The following is a 20,505-nucleotide window of genomic DNA, read 5'->3' on the forward strand; positions in this document are numbered from 1 at the left end:
TCGCATGCGCAAAAATGCCTAGTCGCCGCGATCATCGCACAAAACGGCAAGAAAACCTCGAGCGAATTTGAGCGATTTAAAAACCTGCTTCCTAGCGAAGAGGTCGTGCGCTGGCTGAGCTTCATCCTTGCGCTTGCTAAAAATTTAGACGCAAACTGCTCGCATAAAAAACTGGAGTTTGAGTTTATTAACCACACTTTGCAAATTTACGGCGCCAAGGAGCTGTTTATGGCGAAGGAAAATATCAAAAAGATGACTAAACCGGATACTTTTGCGATCTGTTTTGCGTGAAATTTAATGGAGGAATTTGATGAAATTTGCGGTAAATTTCATCAAATTTTAAAAAAGGCAATTTAGTCTATACTTGCCTTATCTTTGTATGCGTCTAGCGTTTGGCGGTTTTCGATGTAGGCGTTTAGTTTTTTTTGATTTTCTTCAAAAAAGCTCTGGAAATCCTGCTCGCTCGTCATCTTTTCTTCGCCGAATTTATCCAAAAGTACGTTTGATGTACCAGTTAGCACGAGGTAGCGTCTGTCAAGGTGCTGAAAAAGAACGACTTTGTTCGTATCATCAAGCGGTTTTTCGTAGATTATCTCCACGCCTTCCTCGCTTTTTACCTTTTCAAACCAGCCGTTTTCGCGCTTTGTTTTTATCGTTTTTTGCTTGTTTTTTAGCTTTGCCTTGATGAACAAAAGCACGACTAAAAGTAGCGCCAAAACTCCCAAAACCGAGTAATATCTATAATCAATCATATCACTCATGCCTTGCGTCATGAAATTTGCGTCGCCGTTTTGCATGCCTAAATTTAAGCCGGCACCTTGAGCAGACGGGGTCAAATTTGATGCATTTTGATCGCCGGATAAATTCGTCGCTTCGGTTATATTTTCTCTAGTTTCTTGCGGAGATAGCGCGGTTTCGGCGGCTGGGTTCGCCGCATTTTCAGGCGTCACGCGTATGCGCAGGCCAAAGCCGTCGGTAGTTTTTGAGGCGCTAACGGCCACCTGAGTGTCGCTTTTTATCACGAGGGCTAAATTTTGGCCCCTAGGTTCAAACAAAAGCTCTTGCAGTATGCTTGAGTTTACGCTTTTTTCGATATTTTGATCGTTTTGTAGGTCTTTAAAAAGCAGGGTTATCGCGCCGTCTTTGCGCTCTTGCAGGATCGCTCCGCTATAAGGCGCGTCAAAACTAAGCATGATATCGACGCGGTCACTGCGCTCGTAAATGTTGTAAGTAGATAAATTTGACCCCCAAAGCGCTACGAAAAACAACAAAAGCGCGGCGAAAATCCTCATAATTGCTCTCGTTTAAAGTACTGGATGACGGATTTTGAGTCTAGGATTTCATTTATCCTGATGGCGAGGTTTTTTTCGTAGACCATTACTTCGCCCTTGCCGAAAATTCGGTTGTTTATAAAAAGCTCCACGCTCTCGCCGGCAGGCTTTTCTAGATCGATAACCGAACCAACTTCGAGCTTTAATAGCTGCTTTACGCTAATCGTCGTAGTGCCGAGCTCTGAGATAAAATCCACGCCGATATCCATCAGCTCGTCGTAGCTTTTAAAAAGCCCGCCGCGCTCTTGCAACATCTCCTGAACCCCTTGCAGCGCCGTTTCTACGGCATTTATCTCTTGTAGTTCTTCGCTCATGCTTTTTTATATCCTACTTGAAATGTTCTATTTTTGATTTTATAGACGCGCTTGTCGTCTAGTTTGACGTGAAAGCTCGTCCTACCTAGATACTCGGGAGTGCCTAGTTTATAAGCGTTTGCTTCGCGTTCGTTGAGTAGATTTTTAGCGTAGCCGATCGTGAGATTTGCCACCTCTTTGCAGATGTCGCTTAGCTCGTCTTCGGCTAGTTTATCGACGCCAAGAAGCACGCTAGCAAAGCGGTTTAGCGTATCTTTTTTAAAGTAAAGATAAAAGTGAAACTCCTCTTTGCCCTTAAAAATCGGCAAACTCGATCCGTAAAATTCCCCCTCCGCGCTCTTTGCGCTCTCTACCTTGTAGCCCAGGGTATCCTCGCACAGATGCTTGATCCCAAGCTCCGCAACGTCCATCATCGCGCCGTCCTTTAAACAAAATTTTATAATTATACTTAAATTTAACGCAAACGCCGCTAAATTTAAAAAAGTTTATTGATTTGCTTTATCAGCTCTTCGCCCTCAAATTTGGCCGTGAGCTTTACTATCTCGGTGCCGATTATCGCGCCGTCGGCGTAGGTTTTTACCTCGTCGGCATCGTTTTTATTTTTCACGCCAAAGCCCACCGCAACAGGCAGATCGCTTCTTTTTTTTAGACCCTCTACTAGCGCCTTTAGCCTCTCCTCGCTAGCTCGCTGCGACCCGCTCACGCCAATAGCGCCCAGAGCATAGACAAATCCTGAGCCGAATTTTAAAATTTTATCCGCGCGGTTTTGCGAAGTGACGCTGATTAACGGGATGAGATCAAGGTCAAATTTAGCGCACAGTCCCGCTACCTCCTCGCTCTCCTCAAACGGCAGATCGGGGATGATAAATCCTGCTATACCGACCTCTTTTGAGCGAGCGATAAACCTCTCTACGCCGTAGGCAAACACGATGTTAAAATACACGAGAAATACGACCGGTTTATTTATCTTGCCTTTGCACTCTTCTAGCATGGTAAATACCGTGCCTGTATTTACGCCCTTTGCGGCGGTTTCAAAGCTAGCTTGCGCGATGAGTTTGCCGTCTGCGAGCGGATCGGAGTAGGGGATGCCAAGCTCAAGTAGATCCAGGCAGCTGCCGTCTAAATTTAATAAAAACTCCTTAGTCGCTTCGACGCTAGGATATCCCGCCACGACGTAGCCGATGTTTGCTTTTTTGCCCGCGAACGCGTCTTTTACCTTAGCCATAAATTTTTCCTTTCTCGTAGCTCATCACGGTGTTTATGTCCTTGTCGCCGCGTCCCGAGACATTTACGACGATGACGCTTTTTTTCGTCAAATTTGGACATAGCTTTTCTAGATACGCTAACGCGTGCGAGCTCTCGATCGCAGGTATGATGCCCTCTAGGCGGCTGGTTAGATATAGCGCGTTTATGCACTCGTCGTCTGTGACGCCGTAGTAGGCGGCTCGCTTGCTCTCGTGGAGGTGCGCGTGCTCGGGGCCCACGCCCGGATAATCAAGCCCCGCCGAGATACTATGTACCGGCTCGATCATGCCGTATTCGTCTTGAAGCACGATCGTTTTCATACCGTGGATGATGCCTGTGCGGCCCTTGGTTAGAGTTGCGGCGTGATACGGAGTATCCGCGCCTAGGCCCGCAGCCTCGACTCCGATCAAATTTACGTCCGCGTCGCCCAAAAACGCGCTAAAGATGCCGATGGCGTTGCTACCGCCGCCGACGCAGGCGATGACGTAGTCGGGATGTACGCCGTATTCTTTTAGTTGCGCCTTGGTCTCGCGGCCGATGATACTCTGGAAGTCGCGCACGATCCTAGGATACGGATGCGGGCCGACCGCCGAGCCGATGACGTAAAATGCGCTTTCTATCTCGTTTACCCACGCTTGGATCGCTGCGGTGGTGGCCTCTTTTAGCGTTTTTAGCCCATCTTCTACGCTCACGACTCTGGCGCCTAAAAGCTGCATGCGAAACGCGTTTAGCTGCTGACGCTCGACGTCGGTAGCACCCATATATACGTCGCACTCAAGACCGAGCAATGCCGCCGCCGTCGCAGTCGCCACGCCATGCTGACCCGCGCCCGTCTCTGCTAAAACCTTCTTTTTGCCCATTTTTTTGGCGAGAAGCGCCTGGGCTAGGGCGTTATTTATCTTGTGCGCGCCCGTGTGATTTAGATCCTCGCGCTTTAGATAAATTTCATGTCCGTAGTGCTCGCTTAGGCGTTTTGCGTGATATAGCGGACTCGGGCGTCCGACGTAGTTTTTTAGTAGGTCGTCTAGTTCGGCCTCAAATTCAGCCGTTTTTACTATGCGCTCGTAAGCAGCCTCGAGCTCGTCTAGCGCGAACATCACGGTTTCTGGCACGAACTGCCCGCCGAATTTGCCGAAATATGCTTTGGTGTTCATCGGTATCCTTTAAATTTTTGTTTATTTTAGCATTTTAAGTTTTTATTAGGCTTATTTTACGGTATTTTTAGCGCACGCAAATTTGAATTTATGGTAAAAACGATATGATTCCAAATATGTTACGGCGATATAAAAAGCTGCTTTCGGCCAAATTTGGTAAGCGAGTCAAGAGGTATTTAAGACGAAATAAAAACCAAAGGATAAGAATATGGGCGCCATAAAAGAAGCATTAAATAAAAATAAAATTTGGGCCGGCGGTTTGGCTGCCGTTTTCGGCGGTATTTCCGACATTTGTCAGCCGATCGCTCCTTTTGCGAAATATCTATTTTATGCTAGCATAATTATCACTTGCGTCCTATTTTTGGCTTATATCGGGCTATCTAGACTAAGGCAGAGGGTTTTGCCTATCATGGTATTTACGAGTCTAAGCATAATCGCCACTGGCTCCATGTACGGACTGCAAAGCGCGGAAGAAAAAGGTAGCGAAAACGGCTACTTAGCCAGCATCATACCGCCGCTTGAAAAAATTCAAAATTTGCTAGGCATGATCAAAAAAGATACGGACGAGATCAAGCAAGCAGTAACCGAAATAAAAGAAGATAGCAAAAATATAAAATCCGCTATACAAAACGTAGATACTAAAATAGACAAACTAAGCGAAAACATCGGCAAAGGCGGCGGCATCATCGCAAACCCGAAAACGCAAGAGGATTATTATCATAATGCCAGGATTTATGAGCTTAGCGGAGATTACGGAAATGCGAGAAAATCGTATATAAAATATTTTTCGTTTAGCGACCGTAAACTAGATCCGCATTTAAGATTTCAGTCGTTTTTAAAGATCCAAGAGGGCAAAGCCGGCGCAAAAGAAATTTACAACTAAATGTTTAAAAACGATGATATTTTGATCGATAGTTACGCCAAAATTTTACTCGAAAACGGCAAACAAAAAACAGAAAAACTAACAAATTTCGTTAAGCAAAATCCGGATTTTGCGCCTGCATACTATGAGCTGGCGCGCGCATACTCAAAGGCTGTTTTAGGGGATCAGACGATGTCCGATAAAAAGCTGGAAAAAGAGTACGCGGATAAATTTTTAAAGCTGAACGAAGAAGGAAAATTGGCGCGCTACTTTACCGATAAAGACGAGCTAAATGCCCAGATAAAATATATCCATGAGCGTAAAACTGAGCTGGATAAAATCAGTCAAAGCATCTTTGAAAATCCCGTAACGGTCGAGAGAATCCATACCAATCAGGGCTATCAAATAGTAGCGAACATTTCAGACAAACCGACTGAAATTTTTTACCGTATAGACGGGCAGGGGGAGTTTATCAGCACCGGGTATTTTGATATAGTTTACCAAGATAGCGGCGAAAAGAAGCCCAAAAACTGGTTTGGATTGCCGGACGACGCGCAAGTCGTAAAAGAGTATATAGAGTTTAAATACAAAGACCGAAACGGCAATATAAACGGGCCGTTTAAGTACGAATGGTACAAAAAGCTACCAAGCGGAGAGATACTAGACCCAAAAGCCGAAAGCGATATAAAGATGCTCAAACAAACATCAAACCACTGGGTGTCAAATGCCGGCCGTAAAGATATAGTTTATTTCACCCACATCCTCTCGTACGGTGACGGCGTGGAAAAGATCGTTTACGGTATCAATAAAGACGTTCCCGATACCGAGCTACCAAAGCCGTACAATGTAAAAGCGGATGCTGATAATATATACAAAGAAGCGCCAAATATCCAAAAAGTATCGGTGCAGATTTATTTTAAGGACGAGACAAAAAGCGATGTAAAAATTTTTAATTTTAAAAGCGAGTAAGGCGGTAAAAGTCGGCTTTACACGGTTGAGCCGACTTTTTATTATCTGTTTTTACTTTTGAAAATTTACGCCTTTATCAGCTCCAAAATTTTCTTTATTTTTTCAGCCGATTTTATGCCGTTTTCGTCCTCGACTTTTGAGTTTAGATCAAGCACTCGCGGGTTAAATTTGACCGCTTCGCGCGCGTTGTGCTCGCCGATGCCGCCCGCCATGCCAAAGTCAAATTTGACCGCACGCAAAATCTCCCAATCAAAGCTGATGCCGTTACCGCCGGCGTTTTCGCCTTTGCAATCAAAAAGCGGCATATCGCAAAGCGCGGTATCTACGACGGGCAGCACGTCTAGCACGCTATAAACGCGCCAAACCTCTAGCTCCATCGCCTTTAAATTTGCGTACAAATTTGAGCTAACCTCGCCGTGGATCTGCGCCGCGTCAAGCGGGACAAATTCGCAGATTTCAATTATCTCGCAGTCGCTTTGCCCGGCAAAAACGCCGACGCATTTTTTGCCCGCCGCATGCGCGATACCTGCTATCTCGCGCACCGTTTGCGCGCTTACTTGACGTTTGCTTTTAGCAAATATTGTGCCCAAAAAATCGACGTCCAGACTCGCCACCTCGCGCGCCTCCGCAGGCGTTTTGATACCGCAAATTTTAATTAAAACGCTCATTTTTCTCCTAAAAAATATAATATCGCAAACTAGTCTCTGCGATCTCTTTCATTATTTCAAACATTTCGTTTGCGCTCCACTCGTCTTTGCGAAAATACATACTCACGGGAGAAAATTTATTGTGCTCGCTGTTGCCATCTAGCTTAAAAATATAAGTTTTGTTGAGGTAGTAAAATTCGTTCATTGTGCTAAGTTTTGAAAATACGTTTTTTGTACTAGCGTCGTTTTCGTTAAAGTCGTCACCACTACCAAAGCATACGAAAGGTGTTATGTCTTCGTGGTTCATCATGGCCCTTATGCCGATTAAATTTTTGCCTAGGCGTTCTATGGCGTTACCCCTAGCTTGCTTTTTTAGTCCTTCTTCGGCACGTTTGTCATTTGTGCCTTGCCTTTTAACTTCTGCAGCCAGAAGCAGTTTTTGATATTTTATATCACCCAATTTTTTGAGTATCAAAAAACCGCCGTCAGGCATGATAGTATTATCTCCCCATGTTGTATCAAACTGTTTTCTGATACCGCCATTTTTTATATTTTCCATCATCTCTTTTAACGACAATCTTCCACTAAATTCAAGATAAAAGCCATTAAAATTTGAAATTTGACTAAATCTATTTTCTATATAATCAATAGTTTTTTGCATAGCTTGCGCTATGTTTTTATCGTCAAATTTTGACTCAACATTTTTAGGTTTATGCTGATTTATATTTTTTCTTAGATCGTCACTATTTGCCATTTTAAGCCTTTTTCACGATGTAGATGTACTCGGTTACGTAAAGTGCTCGGTTATTTAAATTTCTGCTTGCGCGGTAGGTTGGGTAGCGGATTTCGTGTTTTATAACTTTGCCGATTTTTGATAAATTTAAAAGAAACTCCGCCTCGCTGATAAAGCCTTCCGAGTTAAAAGAGATGACTAGGTATCTGGCTGGAAATTTAGATAGTAAGGCAAAAAATTCGTCCGCCGCTTTTGCTTTTTTATTAAAATTTGAGCGGTTCCAATCATTTGGTATACCCGATACTTCACTTAAGTTTTTAGGGTTAGGAGCCTTAAAATTGGTGATTAAATTTAGCATAAAGTAGTTTGAGCCGTAAGGGTGCTGATTGTACGGAGGGTCAAAATAAGCGATATCTAAAGGGGATAAAATATCTGCTAGTTTCAAGGCATCTTGCTGATAAACTTCAAATTTGCTCGTAAAATTTGAAAAAACGGGCTTTTGAAGAGTAATTTTGCCTAAAATTCTATTTAGCGCATTTTCTCCGCTACCGCCAAATTTCCCCACTCCATCCTTGTCTTTGTAAAAGCCTTTAAACACGCCGCCCGTGTTTGAGTGAATGCTCGCTTCGCTAAGTAACGGTGCTATAAAAAAATGCCTAAGATCAGGCTCTATTTCTTCTATTGCTTTGCGCAAACCGCCAATTATTAGCGCGTTTTCACGAGAGTAAAACACTCTCTCACCGTGTTTGATACTAGCGTCGTCTTTTGGGGCATAAAGCTTGCTTATAAAACTTTCGCTGGGATTAAATTTCTCTAAAATTTGCTCAAAATTTCGGTCAATTTGTTCTTTAAGTTTTGGTGTAAAATTTGAAAGATAGCATGAGTTTATCACGCGCGAATAATCCTCTAAGTCGTTTGCAACAACGAGACTCGAATGTGCTTTGGCTGCTCTTGCAACTACGCCCGAGCCACTAAAAACATCTACGAAGCTTATCTTTTGTTTTTTTAATTCGCTCTTTATCTCACAAATCACGTTTAAAATTTCGTTTAATATCGCGCGCTTATTGCCCAGGTAGCTAATTAGCTGTTCTTTTAAAAAGATAGGGTTTTCGGCGACTTTAACATCTTTTGCGGTATTTTTCACGCTTCGCCTCGCACGTAGTCCTCGAAGTAGCGATAAACTTTACCGCTTTTTATGGTGTCTAGGATGACCTCTTTGGCTTGCGCTGGGCTATCAGCGACGCCAGCTGTGTAGAGCGCAAACATCGCGTTTAGAACGACTACGTCAAATTTCGGTCCGCTAATCTCGCCTTTTAAAATTTGCTTTAAAATTTCGGCGTTTTGCTCAGGCGTGCCGCCCTCGATCTCGCTGTGAAATGCCCGTCTAAAGCCAAACTGCTCGGGCGTGATGCTGTACTCGCTGATCTGACCGCCGCGCAGCTCCACGACGCGTGTCTCGTCACATAGGCTGATCTCGTCTAGTCCGTCCTCGCCGCGAACCACCAGCGCGCGCTCGCGTCCAAGCAGCTGCAGCGTCTCGGCGTACAAGCGTAAAACGGGCTTGTGATAGACGCCCACGAGCTGATTTTTGAGCGATAAATTTGGATTTAGCAGCGGTCCTAGCACGTTAAAAACCGTGCGGATACCTAGGCGCTGGCGCACTTCGCGCACTTCGCCCACTAGCGGGTGGAAAAACGGCGCGTGGAAAAAGGCTAGATTTTTGTCGTTTAGTAGCTCGCGCTGTCGCAGGAGCGAATTTGAGCTTTTAACGCCCAAAATTTCCAGTACGTCCGAGCTGCCCGATTTGCTAGAAACGGCTTTGTTTCCGTGCTTTGCGACCTTGACGCCAAGGCTTGCTAGGATAAACGCGACGGTCGTCGAGATATTTATTGTTTTAAAGCCGTCGCCGCCCGTGCCGCAAAGATCGATCATCGGCGAGGGATCGCGGTAGGTCTGTGAGTATTTTAGGATGTTTTTAGCCAGGCTTGCTAGGCTTTGCGGATAGAGGCTTTTTTCGCTGATTAGCACCAAAAGCGCGGCTAGCTGCGTGATCTCGTACTCTTTGCTCGCGATGATTTCGCAAATTTGCTCAAAGTCGCGGTCGTCCAGGCGCTCGTTTTCTTGAAGCTTGATTAGAAACGGCTTTAGCGGGCGGATTTTTGGCTCTTTGGCGACTTCGGCCGCAGGCGCGGCTTCGTAGTTGATGAAATTTTCGATGATTTTTTTGCCGTACTGCGTGAAGTAGCTCTCAGGGTGAAACTGGATACCGAAAATCGGCCTGTCTCTCACGCTAAGCGCCATCACTACGTCGTCCTCGCTCACAGCTGAGGCCTGCAAATTTGACGGTAGCTCGTCCACGTAAAGCGAGTGGTAGCGCATAACCTCAAATTCATCCGGCAGTCCCGTAAATAACGGCTCTTTGCGGTTAACTTTTATGAGCGAGGTTTTGCCGTGATATGGTTTTTCTAGGCGTTTGATCTTTGCGCCGTGTACGAGTCCGATCGCCTGATGTCCGAGGCAGATACCAAGGATCGGCGCGGCGATATCGCTTTGCAAAATCTCTAAACAAATGCCGCTATCTTGTGGGTGTTTTGGGCCCGGACTTAGCACGATTTTGCTCGGATTTAGCCTGCGGATTTCATCCAGCGTGATCTTGTCGTTGCGCACGCAGCGCACTTCTTCGGAGGTTAGTTCGCGTAGGTATTGTTCTACGTTGAAAACGAAGCTGTCGTAATTGTCTATCAATAAAATCAAAATTTTCTCCTTTTTAGCGGCTTGTCTTTTTCCTTTATACTTCGTTGGAAACTCGGTCGGCTTCGGTCACGGACGACTAGTCCGCTCCCTTGCCTTCGTCGTTTCCGCCTCGTCTAAAGGAAAAAATACTTCGCCTTATCGTTTTACGCTCAAATTTGAAGTCAAATTTACAAATTTTACTCGCCGAGACCCATACCCTGAAAATGCTAAATTTAAACTTGCGACGCTTTGCGTCAGCAAAGCTATGTCACCACCTTAAAAGCGTCGTAGGGGGAGGGGGATTAAAGGGGGTGGGGAGCGACTTCGCCATTCAAGCCCCCACCCCCTTTACAACAAAGTAAAAAACAACCTCAAACGGTTGTTTTTTACTTAAAAGCCCAAATTTTTATTTCTCAAATTTCCTTTGCGTTTTTCGTAAACACGTTTAGTTCCGAGGCGCGTTTTTTACAAATTTCTTTATATTCGTATTCAGGAACGCTATCTATCACGATGCCGGCTCCCGCCTGCACGAAAATTTCGGCGAAATTTTCCTCAAGCCCACCGCTTTTTAAATTTGACTCGTTTGCGCCGTCAAGGCGCGGGTTATGCCGGCCAGCATCAAATTTGCGTGCAAATATCGCGCTTCTAATCAAAATCGCCATTTGCGCGTCGCCGTTAAAGTGGAAAAACCCGATGCCGCCGCCGTAGGCGTTGCGCCTGTACGATTCAAGCTCGGCGATGATCTCCATGGCGCGGATCTTTGGCGTGCCGCTGAGCGTACCTGCGGGGAAGATGCTACCGACCGCGTCAAATGCGTCTAGATCGTCCGCCTTTGCGCCGTAGACGTCGCTTACGATATGCATCACGTTCTCGTATCGTACGATACGCATGACGTTTTTGACCGCGACGCTTTTTGGCTTGCTAACGCGGCCGATGTCGTTGCGGGCAAGGTCGATGAGCATTTTGTGCTCGGCTAGCTCCTTTTCGTCGCTTAGCAGTTCGCGCTCGAGCGCGGCGTCCTCTATCGCGTCTTTGCCGCGTCCGCGCGTGCCTGCGATAGGCGCGACGTAGATCTTACCCTCTTTTATCTCGCAGACTAGCTCGGGGCTGGAGCCCGCGACGTCGCCGTACGGGGTCGGAAAGTGAAACATATACGGGCTCGGATTTGCCTCGCTCAGCGCTCGGTAGAAGGCTAGGCTATCCATATCCGAGGCTAGTTTTAGCTGTTCGCTTAGCACGACTTGGAAGATGTCGCCGCTTTTTAGGTACTCTTTGGCGCGTTCGGCAATACTCAAAAAATGCGCTTTTTCGCCCTCTAAATCGGTTAAAATTTGATATTTGCTCTGCCTTGTTGAACGCTGTTTCTGGGCGGCCGCTTCGTCGTCTGCGCTAAATTTAACGAGAAAATCGCAATACCGCTCGCGGTCGCCGTAAAAGCTGTAAATTTTGCTATTTTTATCAAAGTGCAGGTAGGCGCGGGCGTTGGCGTAGAAAAAGTCGGGGAAATCGTACTGCGAGGCGTTAAATTCGGGGATTTTTTCAAAATATTTTATCCCGCCGTAGCCCAGTACTCCAAACAGTCCCGCAAAAGGCGCGTCAAATTTTTGAGCTTTGAAATAGCTCTTAAGTCCCGCAAAATCGGTCTGCTCGCTGCTGATATACTCGCAGTCGATACCGACGATGGTCTGCGTCGTGTCTTCGGCAAGGTAGGAGTTGGCAAATCTCTCTCGGATCTTTTCGTAATAAAAAACGGGGCTCAAAAGTAACATAAAACATCCTTTAATGAGCGTCGATTATATAAAAATTAAGCTTAATTTTCATTTGACGGCGGCGTCAAAAAGCTCGCGCTCTAGCCTTTGCGCCGCTTCTAGGGCGTGGCAGTCAAAGACGCCGTACCTAGCCGCGACGCTTTTTATATCCTCAAAGCTCACGACTGTTTTGCCATCTCTTTTTTGAAATAAAAACTTAAACGGAAGCTCCAGCGCAAGGTTCGGTTCGCACTCTATTAACGGCGCAAGTAGGCCCGGCGCGCCGAAAATCACAGTGATCGACGGCGTCAAATTTACTCCCGTTTGCGCGGCGAAAACGTGATGAGGCACTACGGCAAATTCGCTAATATCCTTCATGTCAAGCAGTCTTTGAAACCTCTTAACCGCAGCTTCTAGCTCTAGCTCGCTCTGGCCTGTCGTGACGCCGGCAAAGGCCAAATTTAACCCCGCAAAAATCATTAAAAACAATCTTTTCAATAACTTCCCTTTTTTAAATTTTAAAATTAATTTTACCCAAAAACGGCTAAAATCGGATTTTACTTTAAGGCGAGATTATGGAAATTTTATCGGTTGCATCGATCGGATACGTGTGTTTGGGACTATTTGTCGGCTTTTTGTCTGGATTTTTGGGCATCGGAGGCGGCGCAGCGGCCGTGCCGATACTCATATTTTTGGGCTTTGACGTCAAATACGCAATCGGCGTAAGCGTCCTGCAGATGGTGTTTAGCTCGGTTTACGGCTCGTTTTTAAATATAAAAAATAAAAACGTCGATCTAAAGCCCGCTTTGGTTCTAGGTATCGGCGGCTTTTGCGGGGCGAGCGCGAGCGGTTTTATTGTAGCGAGCGTACCGTCTAAATTTTTGCTTCTAACGCTTATTTGTATTCAAACTTTTAACGTTATTAAGCTATTTTTTAAAAATCCTGAGCCCAAAGGCGCGCAAAATCCCTCTCTCGTTCCGCTTTTTTTCGTCGGGCTTTTTGTCGGTATAGTAGCTATTAGCGTGGGTATCGGCGGCTCGGTCATTATAATGCCCGTCTTGATAAATTTTCTCAACTACGACATCAAAAAGGCTATTAGTACTGGGCTATTTTTCGTGATATTTTCATCGATTTCGGGCTTTATTAGCCTCGCTTCGCAGGGGCTCGTGCAGTACGAGGTCGGCGTTTTAGTCGGTATCGGCTCGCTTATAAGCGTGAGATTTGGTGTAGCTTTAGCACAAAAAATTGACCGCACCGTCCAAAAAAGATGTTTGCTCGCGCTTATTTGTACGACGTTAATCATAATGATAAATAAGCTTTTTGCTTAAATTTGAGCTTATAAATTTAAAATAATACGATTAAATTTGCGATAAATAAGAGAGTGGGGTAAATTTACCCCACCCGTCTTCAATAAAAATCAGAAATTTTCTAAAAATCCGCCGTCGCTTAGTTTTAGCTCGAGGTCCTTTACGTAGTCTTCGGCTGCCTTTTGGTATTCGTTTTTGCTGACGGTTTTTATTGCTTCGCCGTTTTTGCCGGCAAACTCCAGATTCCTTTCGCGTGCAAATTTTACCGTTTGTTTTACGATATTTTCGAGCGAGTTTTTGCCGTTAAATTTAAGCGCGATAAAGGCGTCAAACTGCGAAAAGTTTGCCGGTACGTTTAGTTCGTCAGCAATTTTGATCACTGGTTCGCCCGTGGTGCTGAAATATTCAAAATACCCGCGCGCCCGCTCTTTTAGGCGACTTTTTCCAGCTTCGTAAACGATTTTAGGACGCTCATAAGTCGTTAGCTTGGCGCAGTCTGCGGCTAAAATTTCCATAAAGCCGAAGTACGCTGATTTTACCGCATTTTCGTCGTCTTTCAAAAGCGCTGCGACGTCGGCGAAATTTACGCTTGCCGGATATACGTCGGTAAAGACTTGATAAAGCCAGTCATAATCCGGCTTCATTAGAGCATTTTTGGCATCCACGTAACCGTCTTTCGTTTTATTGAAACCTGTAGATATGTGTAGTTTGCAAAGCTCATCTACGCCGATATTTACGCTAAAATCACTTGGGAAGATTTCTTTGTGTACTATCATGCTGCTTCTAAAAACTCTATTGGTTAAAAAGTCAAGTATCTGTTCTCTTTCGATACGCGAGTTAAAATTTGCATTTATATATGAGTCGAATTCTTCTAGGCCTAAATTTGACTGAAAAACGTCCTCGAGCCCCACTTCGGCTAGATAAGCAAGGTTGTTTTCTGTCAAGTGATCTATAAAATGTCTAAAATAAATCGGGTTATTAAAAGCTTCTAAGTATTCGTGCGCAATGTATGAGTCTGCGGTAGTTAGAATGTGATCGATATGAAATTTTAAGCTATCGAAATTTACCCAAACTTGACTTACGTTGCCGTCTTTTTGGCAAAATTTGGCGTATTCTCCCAGCACCTTTAAAAGCTCCCTTGCTTTTGCTACCTTTGCCGTTTCGCTATCTATGTCGCGCGTACCGAAAATCAAAAAATCTCTGATCGTGTCTTTTATTTTCCAGCCGGGATACGTATTGTAGCTCACGTAGGCGACGCCGTTAGGACTCAAAAATCGCTTGATGGTTTTTAGGATCGCGTCCTTTACCATATTGGGCACCCAACTATAAACGCCGTGGCAGATGATATAGTCGAATTTACTGTAATCGCTCACGTCCGCATCCGTAAAATCGCAGATATCTTTTGCCATAAATTTTATATTATCCACGCGCATTTGTGCGGCTAGCTCTTTGGCTTTATTTATCTGCACCTCGCTTAGATCTATGCCTAGCACCTTTGCCTGCGGATTTGCGATAGCAAAAGGAAACAAATTTCCGCCGTAGCTGCAGCCAATTTCTAGCACTTTGGCTGTTTTGGACGGCGGCGGAGTTAGCGATAAAAACGAAGCCAAAGCCTCAAGCCGCGCAGGCGAAGTGCCAGGGAAGGCAGCCGAGATATATGGAAGCTCGTCGTAGGATTTTTGGATGTTGTTCATTTTGTAGCCTTAAGTTAAAATATTTTTACGATGATACAGCAACGCCTATTAAATAAGGGTAAATTTAAGCGGTCAAAGCCGCCTAAATTTACTTAAAATTTAAGCCCAAAAACGGCCGAAGCGATAAAGACGACAGTTGCCGTGATAAGAAAAATGCCGATGATATTTAGCCAGATTCCAGCTTTTATCATCGAGCTGATTTTTACGTAGCCAGAGCCGTATGCGATGGCGTTTGGCGGTGTGGCGACGGGCAGCATAAATGCAAACGTAGCCGCCATAGCAACCGGGATCGTAAATAGCATCACGTTTGCGCCGGTATAGCCAAGTCCCGCGCTAACGCCTGCGATGACGGGCAAAAAGGCCGCTGCGGTAGCGGTGTTTGACGTGATCTCGGTGAGGAAAATGACGAGCGTTACGACGGCCATGATGATTGCCGCGATAGGTAGCGCGCCGAGAGCAGAGACCTGATGTCCGATCCAAAGCGACAGCCCGCTGCTGCTAAACTGCGCTGAGAGCGACAAGCCGCCGCCAAAGAGTATAAGGATATCCCAAGGTAGCTTTTTAGCGCTATCCCAGTCGATGAGACGCTCGCCACTTTTGTTTGCCGGCACGATAAATAGCAAAATCGCCGTACTCATCGCGATTATCGCATCTAGGCTGGCGATTTTTACATCAAAGGACTTTAGGATAAAGCCCAGCGATATCCAGCACGCAGCCGCCGCTACGAAGATGACTCCGACTAGCTTTTCGGGCGTAGTTATGGGGCCTAGTTTATCTAGCTCGCCTTGGATCACTTTTTTGCCGTTTGGTATCTCGCCGATTTCAGGCTTAAAGAGCACGTAAGTGAGCAAAAACCAACACGCCGCAAGCATAACGACGCTAAGCGGCACGCCCACTAGCATCCACTCAAAAAAGCCGATCTCGATGCCAAATTCGTTTTTCATGTATGCGACCAGAAGGGCGTTTGGCGGAGTGCCGATGATGGTGCCTACTGAGCCTATCGAGGCGGCGTAGGCGATGCCTAGCATTAGCGAGATGCCGAAATTTGAGCTAAAAGTACTCGTTTTTTCTTTTATCTCTTTTGCGATGTCGCGGCCTTTGTGAAATACCGTATTCATAAAGCCGCCTTGCACGCCTTTGCGTGAAATTTCATCCAAATTTGCCACATCCTCGATCGCCGTAAACGTCCATTTTTGAGTCGTTAGGCGTCCGACCAAATGTAGTACGCTAAGACCCACCGGTAGCATCATTATGGCGGTTGCGGTGTTGCTCACCCACATGGATAAAAACCCCGTCGCCACCATAAATCCAGCCACCAGCCGCCTGGGGCTCGTGCCCACTAAAAGCACGATGCCAAGGGCGATTCTGGTGTGCAGATTCCACCTTTGCATCGCAAGGGCTAACACGAAGCCGCCCATAAAAAGATAGATAGTGTCCGAAGCATACGGCGCCGCGACTACCTTAAACGCATCGACGCCTAGCACCGGAAATGCCACCATCGGTACCAGGGCGGTTGCGGGCAGGGCGATGGCCTCGGTCATCCACCACGCCGCCATCAGCGCAGCTACTGCGGCTACGACGGGCATAGCTTCTACATGCAGCTTTTTGCCCTTGGCTGCAGCTAGGGCGATGTCTCCTGCGTTTGCGGGGAAGATTTTATACACCCAAATCGCTAGCAAAACGCCTAGCACCAGCCCGATGAGCTCGACTCGGTTTGTTCTTCTGTCTATAGGAATGTTTGGATTTGCCATGATAACTCCTATGCTTGGGATAATTTATAATACATCCAAAAAGCTTATGGCTTAAAAAATTCTTTTGCTTTAAAATTGATTTTTTACTAAAGTGTTGATAAAAGTAACAGCGATTTTAGTTAAAGCGATTTTGGGTATAATGACGGGTTAAAAATTTAAAATCACGGAAGCGAAAATGAACGCAAACGACACCATAAAAATCACGGGGGCGCGCGAGCACAACCTGAAAAATTTAAACCTCGAAATCCCAAAAAACAAGCTCGTAGTTTTCACCGGACTTAGCGGTAGCGGCAAGAGCACGCTAGCGTTTGACACGCTTTACGCCGAGGGGCAGCGCAGATATATGGAGAGCCTTAGCAGCTACGCCAGGCAGTTTCTAGACCGCGTAGGCAAGCCCGACGTCGATAAGATCGAGGGCCTCACGCCCGCCATCGCGATAGATCAAAAAACCACGTCTAAAAACCCGCGCTCGACCGTAGGCACGATAACGGAAATTTACGACTACCTGCGCCTTCTTTATGCTCGTATCGGTATCCAGCACTGCCACAAGTGCGGCAAACCGATCTCTAAAATGTCGGCTAGCGACATCATAAACGAGATCCAAAAGTTGCCCCAGGGCGCCAAAGTCGTCATCTACGCTCCGCTAGTGCGCGAGAAAAAGGGCACGTGGGCGGACCTGATCGAAAATTTACGCGGCAAAGGCTACGTGCGTGCTCAGATAGACGGCGTGCAGGTGAGATTAGACGAGGAGATCGAGCTAGCTAAAACCAAAAAACACACGATAAAGCTCATCGTAGACCGCATCGTGATAGACGCCGATAACGCGCAGCGCCTAGCCCAAGACGTAGAAAAAGCGCTCGGCGAGAGCTACGGCGAGGTCGAGATCGAGATCGCAAATGCCGAAGAACTCGGGCTAAAAGAGAGTTTCATCCACTACAGCGAGCACTCGGCGTGCTTTGATTGTAAAATTTCATTTACGCCGCTTGAGCCGCTTAGCTTTAGCTTCAACTCCCCAAAAGGCGCGTGCGAGAGGTGCGACGGCCTTGGTATCAGATATAGCCTGGATCTAACCAAAGTAATCGACGAGGAAAAAAGCATCGAAGGCGGCGCGATAAAGCTGCTTTACGGCTACAACATGAGTTATTATTATAAATTTTTGCTAGCTTTTTGCGAGCAAAACGGTATCGACGTCAAGCGCCCTTACTGCGAGCTTAGCGAGGATGAAAAGCGCCTCGTGCTCTACGGCAACGTAAAAGAGGTCGAGTTTTTCTGGAAGCGAAACAAGCTACTGCGCAAATTTGAGGGTGCGCTAAAAATCACTCACGGACTGCTAAAAGACTACAAGGACTTTGATGAATACATGAGCGAAAAAGTCTGCGACGACTGCGGCGGACACAGGCTAAAGCCTCAAAGCCTAGCCGTCAAGGTCGCAGGGCGCGGTATCGGCGAAATTTTAGATATGAGTATCGAAAACTGCACCGCGTTTTTCTCAGACGAGTCAAATTTTAGCTACCTTAGCGAATACGATAAAACGATCGCAAAGCCGATATTTAAGGAGATAAACGAGAGGCTGTTTTTCCTCTACGACGTGGGGCTGGGCTATCTATCGCTGGGACGCGACGCGCGCACGATCAGCGGCGGCGAAGCGCAGCGTATCAGGATCGCTAGCCAGATCGGATCGGGTCTTAGCGGCGTGATGTACGTTCTAGACGAGCCTAGCATCGGCCTGCACGAGCGCGATACGCTAAAGCTCATCAAAACTCTGCGAAATTTGCAAGCCAAAGGCAACTCCGTGATCGTCGTCGAGCACGATAAAAAGACGATCGAGGAGGCCGACTATGTCGTGGATATCGGGCCTGGAGCGGGGAAATTCGGTGGGCAGATAGTTTTTGCCGGCGACGTGAAAAGCCTGCTTGGCTCAAGTACGCAAACCGCGCTTTACATAAACGGCGAAAAGGAAATCGACTACCGAAAAGACCGCAAAAGCGACACGTGGCTTGAAATCTCAAATGTAAATATCAACAACATATCAAATTTAAGCGCGCGCTTCCCGCTGCGAAATTTAGTCGGCATCACGGGAGTTTCTGGCTCGGGTAAAAGCTCGCTCGTGCTGCAAACTCTTTTGCCTGAGGCCCAGGAGCAGCTAAACCGCGCTAAAAAGGTAAAAAAGGTCGCTGGGGTAAATTTGAGCGGACTAGAAAATCTAGACAAAGTGATCTACCTCGATCAAAGCCCGATCGGACGCACCCCGCGCAGCAATCCTGCCACCTACACGGGCGTGATGGACGAGATCAGAGGGCTTTTTGCGCAGACTAAAGAGGCCAAACTGCGAGGTTACAAGATCGGCAGGTTTAGCTTCAACGTCAAGGGCGGACGCTGCGAAAAGTGCCAAGGCGAGGGCGAGATCACGATCGAGATGCACTTTTTGCCCGACGTAAACGTCGTTTGCGACTCGTGCGGCGGCACCCGCTACAACGCGCAGACGCTAGAAATCCTCTACAAAGGCAAAAGTATCGCGGACGTGCTAAATATGAGCATCGACGAGGCGGTGGAGTTTTTTAAATCCGTGCCCAAAATCGCTAGCAAACTAACGACACTGCAAGACGTGGGCCTAGGCTACATCACGCTGGGGCAAAACGCCGTGACGCTAAGCGGCGGCGAGGCGCAGCGCGTAAAGCTCGCAAAGGAGCTTAGCCGCTCGGATACGGGAAATACGCTCTATATCCTCGACGAGCCGACTACTGGGCTGCATTTTGCCGACGTCGATAGGCTAGTGTGCGTGCTGCACCATCTCGTAGATCTTGGCAACTCGGTCTTCGTCATCGAGCATAACATGGACGTCATCAAAAACTGCGACTACATCGTCGATATGGGGCCAGAAGGCGGCGCAAAGGGCGGTAAAATCATCGCCGAGGGCAGCGTAAAAGAGGTCGCCAAAAATCACGCAAAAACGGGCAGTTATACGGGTAAATTTTTAGCCGAGGAGCTGGAAAATATGAAAAACGCGGCAAAAAAGGCGAAGAAAAAATAGTTTTAAGGCAGAAATTTTAATTTTACTGGATAACCAAATTAGTTATCGGTAAGCATTTTAAAACATGCAAAGTTTGATATAATGTATAAAAATAAAGGTTTAAAATGAAAGAATATGAATTTAATAAACAAGATAGTAGCTTTGAAGAAAGTGAAAGTGAAGACAATAAAACTTATCCTATAAAAGAAGCTAAAATTGAAAAACAGAGGTTTAGTGTTTTTGAGTTAAAGAGAAAAATAGATTCTGGAAATATTATAATAGATCCTGATTTTCAAAGAGAATATGTATGGGACGAAAAACGTAAATCGGAGCTTATAGAGTCAATCTTAATGGGAATTCCTATACCTTTAATTTATACCAGTCAATCAAATGATGGTAAAATGCAAATAGTTGATGGCAAGCAAAGGCTAAGTTCTTTAAGGGAATTTCTAAATAATAAATTTGAGTTAACGGGCTTAAAAATCTTAGATGATATTAACAAAAAAACTTTTAATAAATTAAATGATCTTCAAAAAACTAAAATAGAAGATTATATGTTTGATATTTATATGATAGTCCCTCCAACACCAGACGAGATAAAGTTTGATATATTTGATAGAGTAAATCGTGGAGGAGTACCGATTAATGCTCAAGAAATGAGAAATGCCCTGTATAACGGAGTTGCTACTGAAGTGATAAAACAATTATGCAAATCGGAAGATTTTCAAAAAGCAGCTGGTGATCCTGACAAATCAAGAATGAAAGATAGGTATTTGGCTCTTAGGTTTTTAGCTTTTTATTTGTTATTTAATAATAAACTAAATTTTACCTATACTACATTGGATACCTTTTTGGGTAAAGTAATGTCTTTTATAAATAAAGAATATAAATATGAGGATTTTAACGAATTGACCGCAAATTTTGGTATAGCCATGAGTTTTATTTACAAACACTATAAAGATGATCTATTTAGGTTTAGCCCGAAAGAAGAAGGTAAAAAGCGAAGA

General features: G+C 45.7%; 18 protein-coding genes and 1 pseudogene. 6 read left to right on the forward strand and 13 right to left on the reverse strand.

Annotation, left to right across the window (positions count from 1 at the left end):
- Positions 1-291: pseudogene (locus Q0546_RS02050) on the forward strand (Ppx/GppA family phosphatase); the annotation flags it as partial.
- A gap of 62 nt (positions 292-353) precedes the next feature.
- Here Q0546_RS02050 and Q0546_RS02055 read toward each other — a convergent pair.
- The 5 genes from Q0546_RS02055 to trpB form a co-directional block, all read right to left on the reverse strand.
- The gene (locus Q0546_RS02055) at positions 354-1,292 is read right to left on the reverse strand and encodes an excinuclease ABC subunit A (protein ID WP_298790070.1); all 939 of its coding nucleotides are present in this window, start codon (positions 1,290-1,292) and stop codon (positions 354-356) included.
- Complete coding sequence (fliN, locus tag Q0546_RS02060; RefSeq protein ID WP_034957998.1) at positions 1,289-1,585, reverse strand: flagellar motor switch protein FliN; 297 nt, start codon at positions 1,583-1,585, stop codon at positions 1,289-1,291. The genes Q0546_RS02055 and fliN overlap by 4 nt, the downstream gene beginning before the upstream one ends.
- 56 nt (positions 1,586-1,641) lie before the next feature.
- Positions 1,642-2,055, reverse strand: a complete 414-nt coding sequence (locus Q0546_RS02065) for a chemotaxis protein CheX (RefSeq protein WP_002947358.1) — start codon at positions 2,053-2,055, stop codon at positions 1,642-1,644.
- Between the two features lie 65 nt (positions 2,056-2,120).
- On the reverse strand, positions 2,121-2,870 hold the full coding sequence (gene trpA, locus Q0546_RS02070) for a tryptophan synthase subunit alpha (RefSeq protein WP_002947360.1): 750 nt from the start codon (positions 2,868-2,870) through the stop codon (positions 2,121-2,123).
- Positions 2,863-4,044, reverse strand: coding sequence for a tryptophan synthase subunit beta (gene trpB / locus Q0546_RS02075; RefSeq protein ID WP_298790074.1), 1,182 nt, complete (start codon positions 4,042-4,044; stop codon positions 2,863-2,865). The genes trpA and trpB overlap by 8 nt, the downstream gene beginning before the upstream one ends.
- A gap of 208 nt (positions 4,045-4,252) precedes the next feature.
- Between trpB and Q0546_RS02080 the strand changes: the two genes are divergently transcribed.
- Positions 4,253-4,927, forward strand: coding sequence for a hypothetical protein (locus tag Q0546_RS02080; protein ID WP_298790075.1), 675 nt, complete (start codon positions 4,253-4,255; stop codon positions 4,925-4,927).
- Entirely contained in the window at positions 4,928-5,875 is a 948-nt protein-coding gene (locus Q0546_RS02085) for a hypothetical protein (RefSeq protein WP_298790077.1), read from the forward strand. It begins immediately after the preceding gene.
- 65 nt (positions 5,876-5,940) lie between these two features.
- Here Q0546_RS02085 and Q0546_RS02090 read toward each other — a convergent pair whose 3' ends face one another.
- From Q0546_RS02090 to Q0546_RS02115, 6 genes are all read right to left on the reverse strand, one after another.
- Positions 5,941-6,543, reverse strand: coding sequence for a phosphoribosylanthranilate isomerase (locus Q0546_RS02090; RefSeq protein WP_298790079.1), 603 nt, complete (start codon positions 6,541-6,543; stop codon positions 5,941-5,943).
- Positions 6,544-6,550: 7 nt separating this feature from the next.
- Positions 6,551-7,276 carry an EcoRI family type II restriction endonuclease gene (locus Q0546_RS02095; protein ID WP_298790082.1) on the reverse strand — a complete coding sequence of 242 codons (726 nt, stop codon included), beginning with the start codon at positions 7,274-7,276 and terminating at the stop codon, positions 6,551-6,553.
- A 1-nt stretch (position 7,277) separates the two neighbouring features.
- Positions 7,278-8,399 carry a DNA adenine methylase gene (locus Q0546_RS02100; protein WP_298790084.1) on the reverse strand — a complete coding sequence of 374 codons (1,122 nt, stop codon included), beginning with the start codon at positions 8,397-8,399 and terminating at the stop codon, positions 7,278-7,280.
- On the reverse strand, positions 8,396-10,009 hold the full coding sequence (gene trpD, locus Q0546_RS02105; RefSeq protein WP_298790086.1) for an anthranilate phosphoribosyltransferase: 1,614 nt from the start codon (positions 10,007-10,009) through the stop codon (positions 8,396-8,398). Before trpD ends, Q0546_RS02100 begins: the two co-directional genes overlap by 4 nt.
- A 392-nt stretch (positions 10,010-10,401) precedes the next feature.
- Complete coding sequence (locus Q0546_RS02110; RefSeq protein ID WP_298790088.1) at positions 10,402-11,757, reverse strand: anthranilate synthase component I family protein; 1,356 nt, start codon at positions 11,755-11,757, stop codon at positions 10,402-10,404.
- Between the two features lie 48 nt (positions 11,758-11,805).
- A complete protein-coding gene (locus tag Q0546_RS02115; RefSeq protein WP_298790090.1) occupies positions 11,806-12,234 on the reverse strand; it encodes a DUF302 domain-containing protein in 429 nt (142 codons plus the stop codon).
- Positions 12,235-12,311: 77 nt separating this feature from the next.
- Here Q0546_RS02115 and Q0546_RS02120 point away from each other — a divergent pair, with 77 nt between their 5' ends.
- Positions 12,312-13,064, forward strand: a complete 753-nt coding sequence (locus Q0546_RS02120; protein WP_298790092.1) for a sulfite exporter TauE/SafE family protein — start codon at positions 12,312-12,314, stop codon at positions 13,062-13,064.
- Positions 13,065-13,153: 89 nt separating this feature from the next.
- On the opposite strand, the gene Q0546_RS02125 is transcribed toward Q0546_RS02120, so the two are convergent.
- Together Q0546_RS02125 and Q0546_RS02130 are read right to left on the reverse strand one after the other, a co-directional pair.
- Positions 13,154-14,737 carry a class I SAM-dependent methyltransferase gene (locus Q0546_RS02125; protein WP_298790094.1) on the reverse strand — a complete coding sequence of 528 codons (1,584 nt, stop codon included), beginning with the start codon at positions 14,735-14,737 and terminating at the stop codon, positions 13,154-13,156.
- Between the two features lie 92 nt (positions 14,738-14,829).
- The gene (locus Q0546_RS02130) at positions 14,830-16,488 is read right to left on the reverse strand and encodes a DASS family sodium-coupled anion symporter (protein ID WP_298790096.1); all 1,659 of its coding nucleotides are present in this window, start codon (positions 16,486-16,488) and stop codon (positions 14,830-14,832) included.
- A 175-nt stretch (positions 16,489-16,663) separates the two neighbouring features.
- Here Q0546_RS02130 and uvrA point away from each other — a divergent pair, with 175 nt between their 5' ends.
- Together uvrA and Q0546_RS02140 are read left to right on the forward strand one after the other, a co-directional pair.
- A complete protein-coding gene (gene uvrA / locus Q0546_RS02135) occupies positions 16,664-19,519 on the forward strand; it encodes an excinuclease ABC subunit UvrA (RefSeq protein WP_298790098.1) in 2,856 nt (951 codons plus the stop codon).
- A 104-nt stretch (positions 19,520-19,623) separates the two neighbouring features.
- Positions 19,624-20,505, forward strand: an 882-nt coding sequence (locus tag Q0546_RS02140; RefSeq protein WP_298790099.1) for a DUF262 domain-containing protein, incomplete at its 3' end; no start/stop codon positions are given.

This window comes from uncultured Campylobacter sp., from assembly GCF_937997465.1.
GTDB lineage: Bacteria > Campylobacterota > Campylobacteria > Campylobacterales > Campylobacteraceae > Campylobacter_A.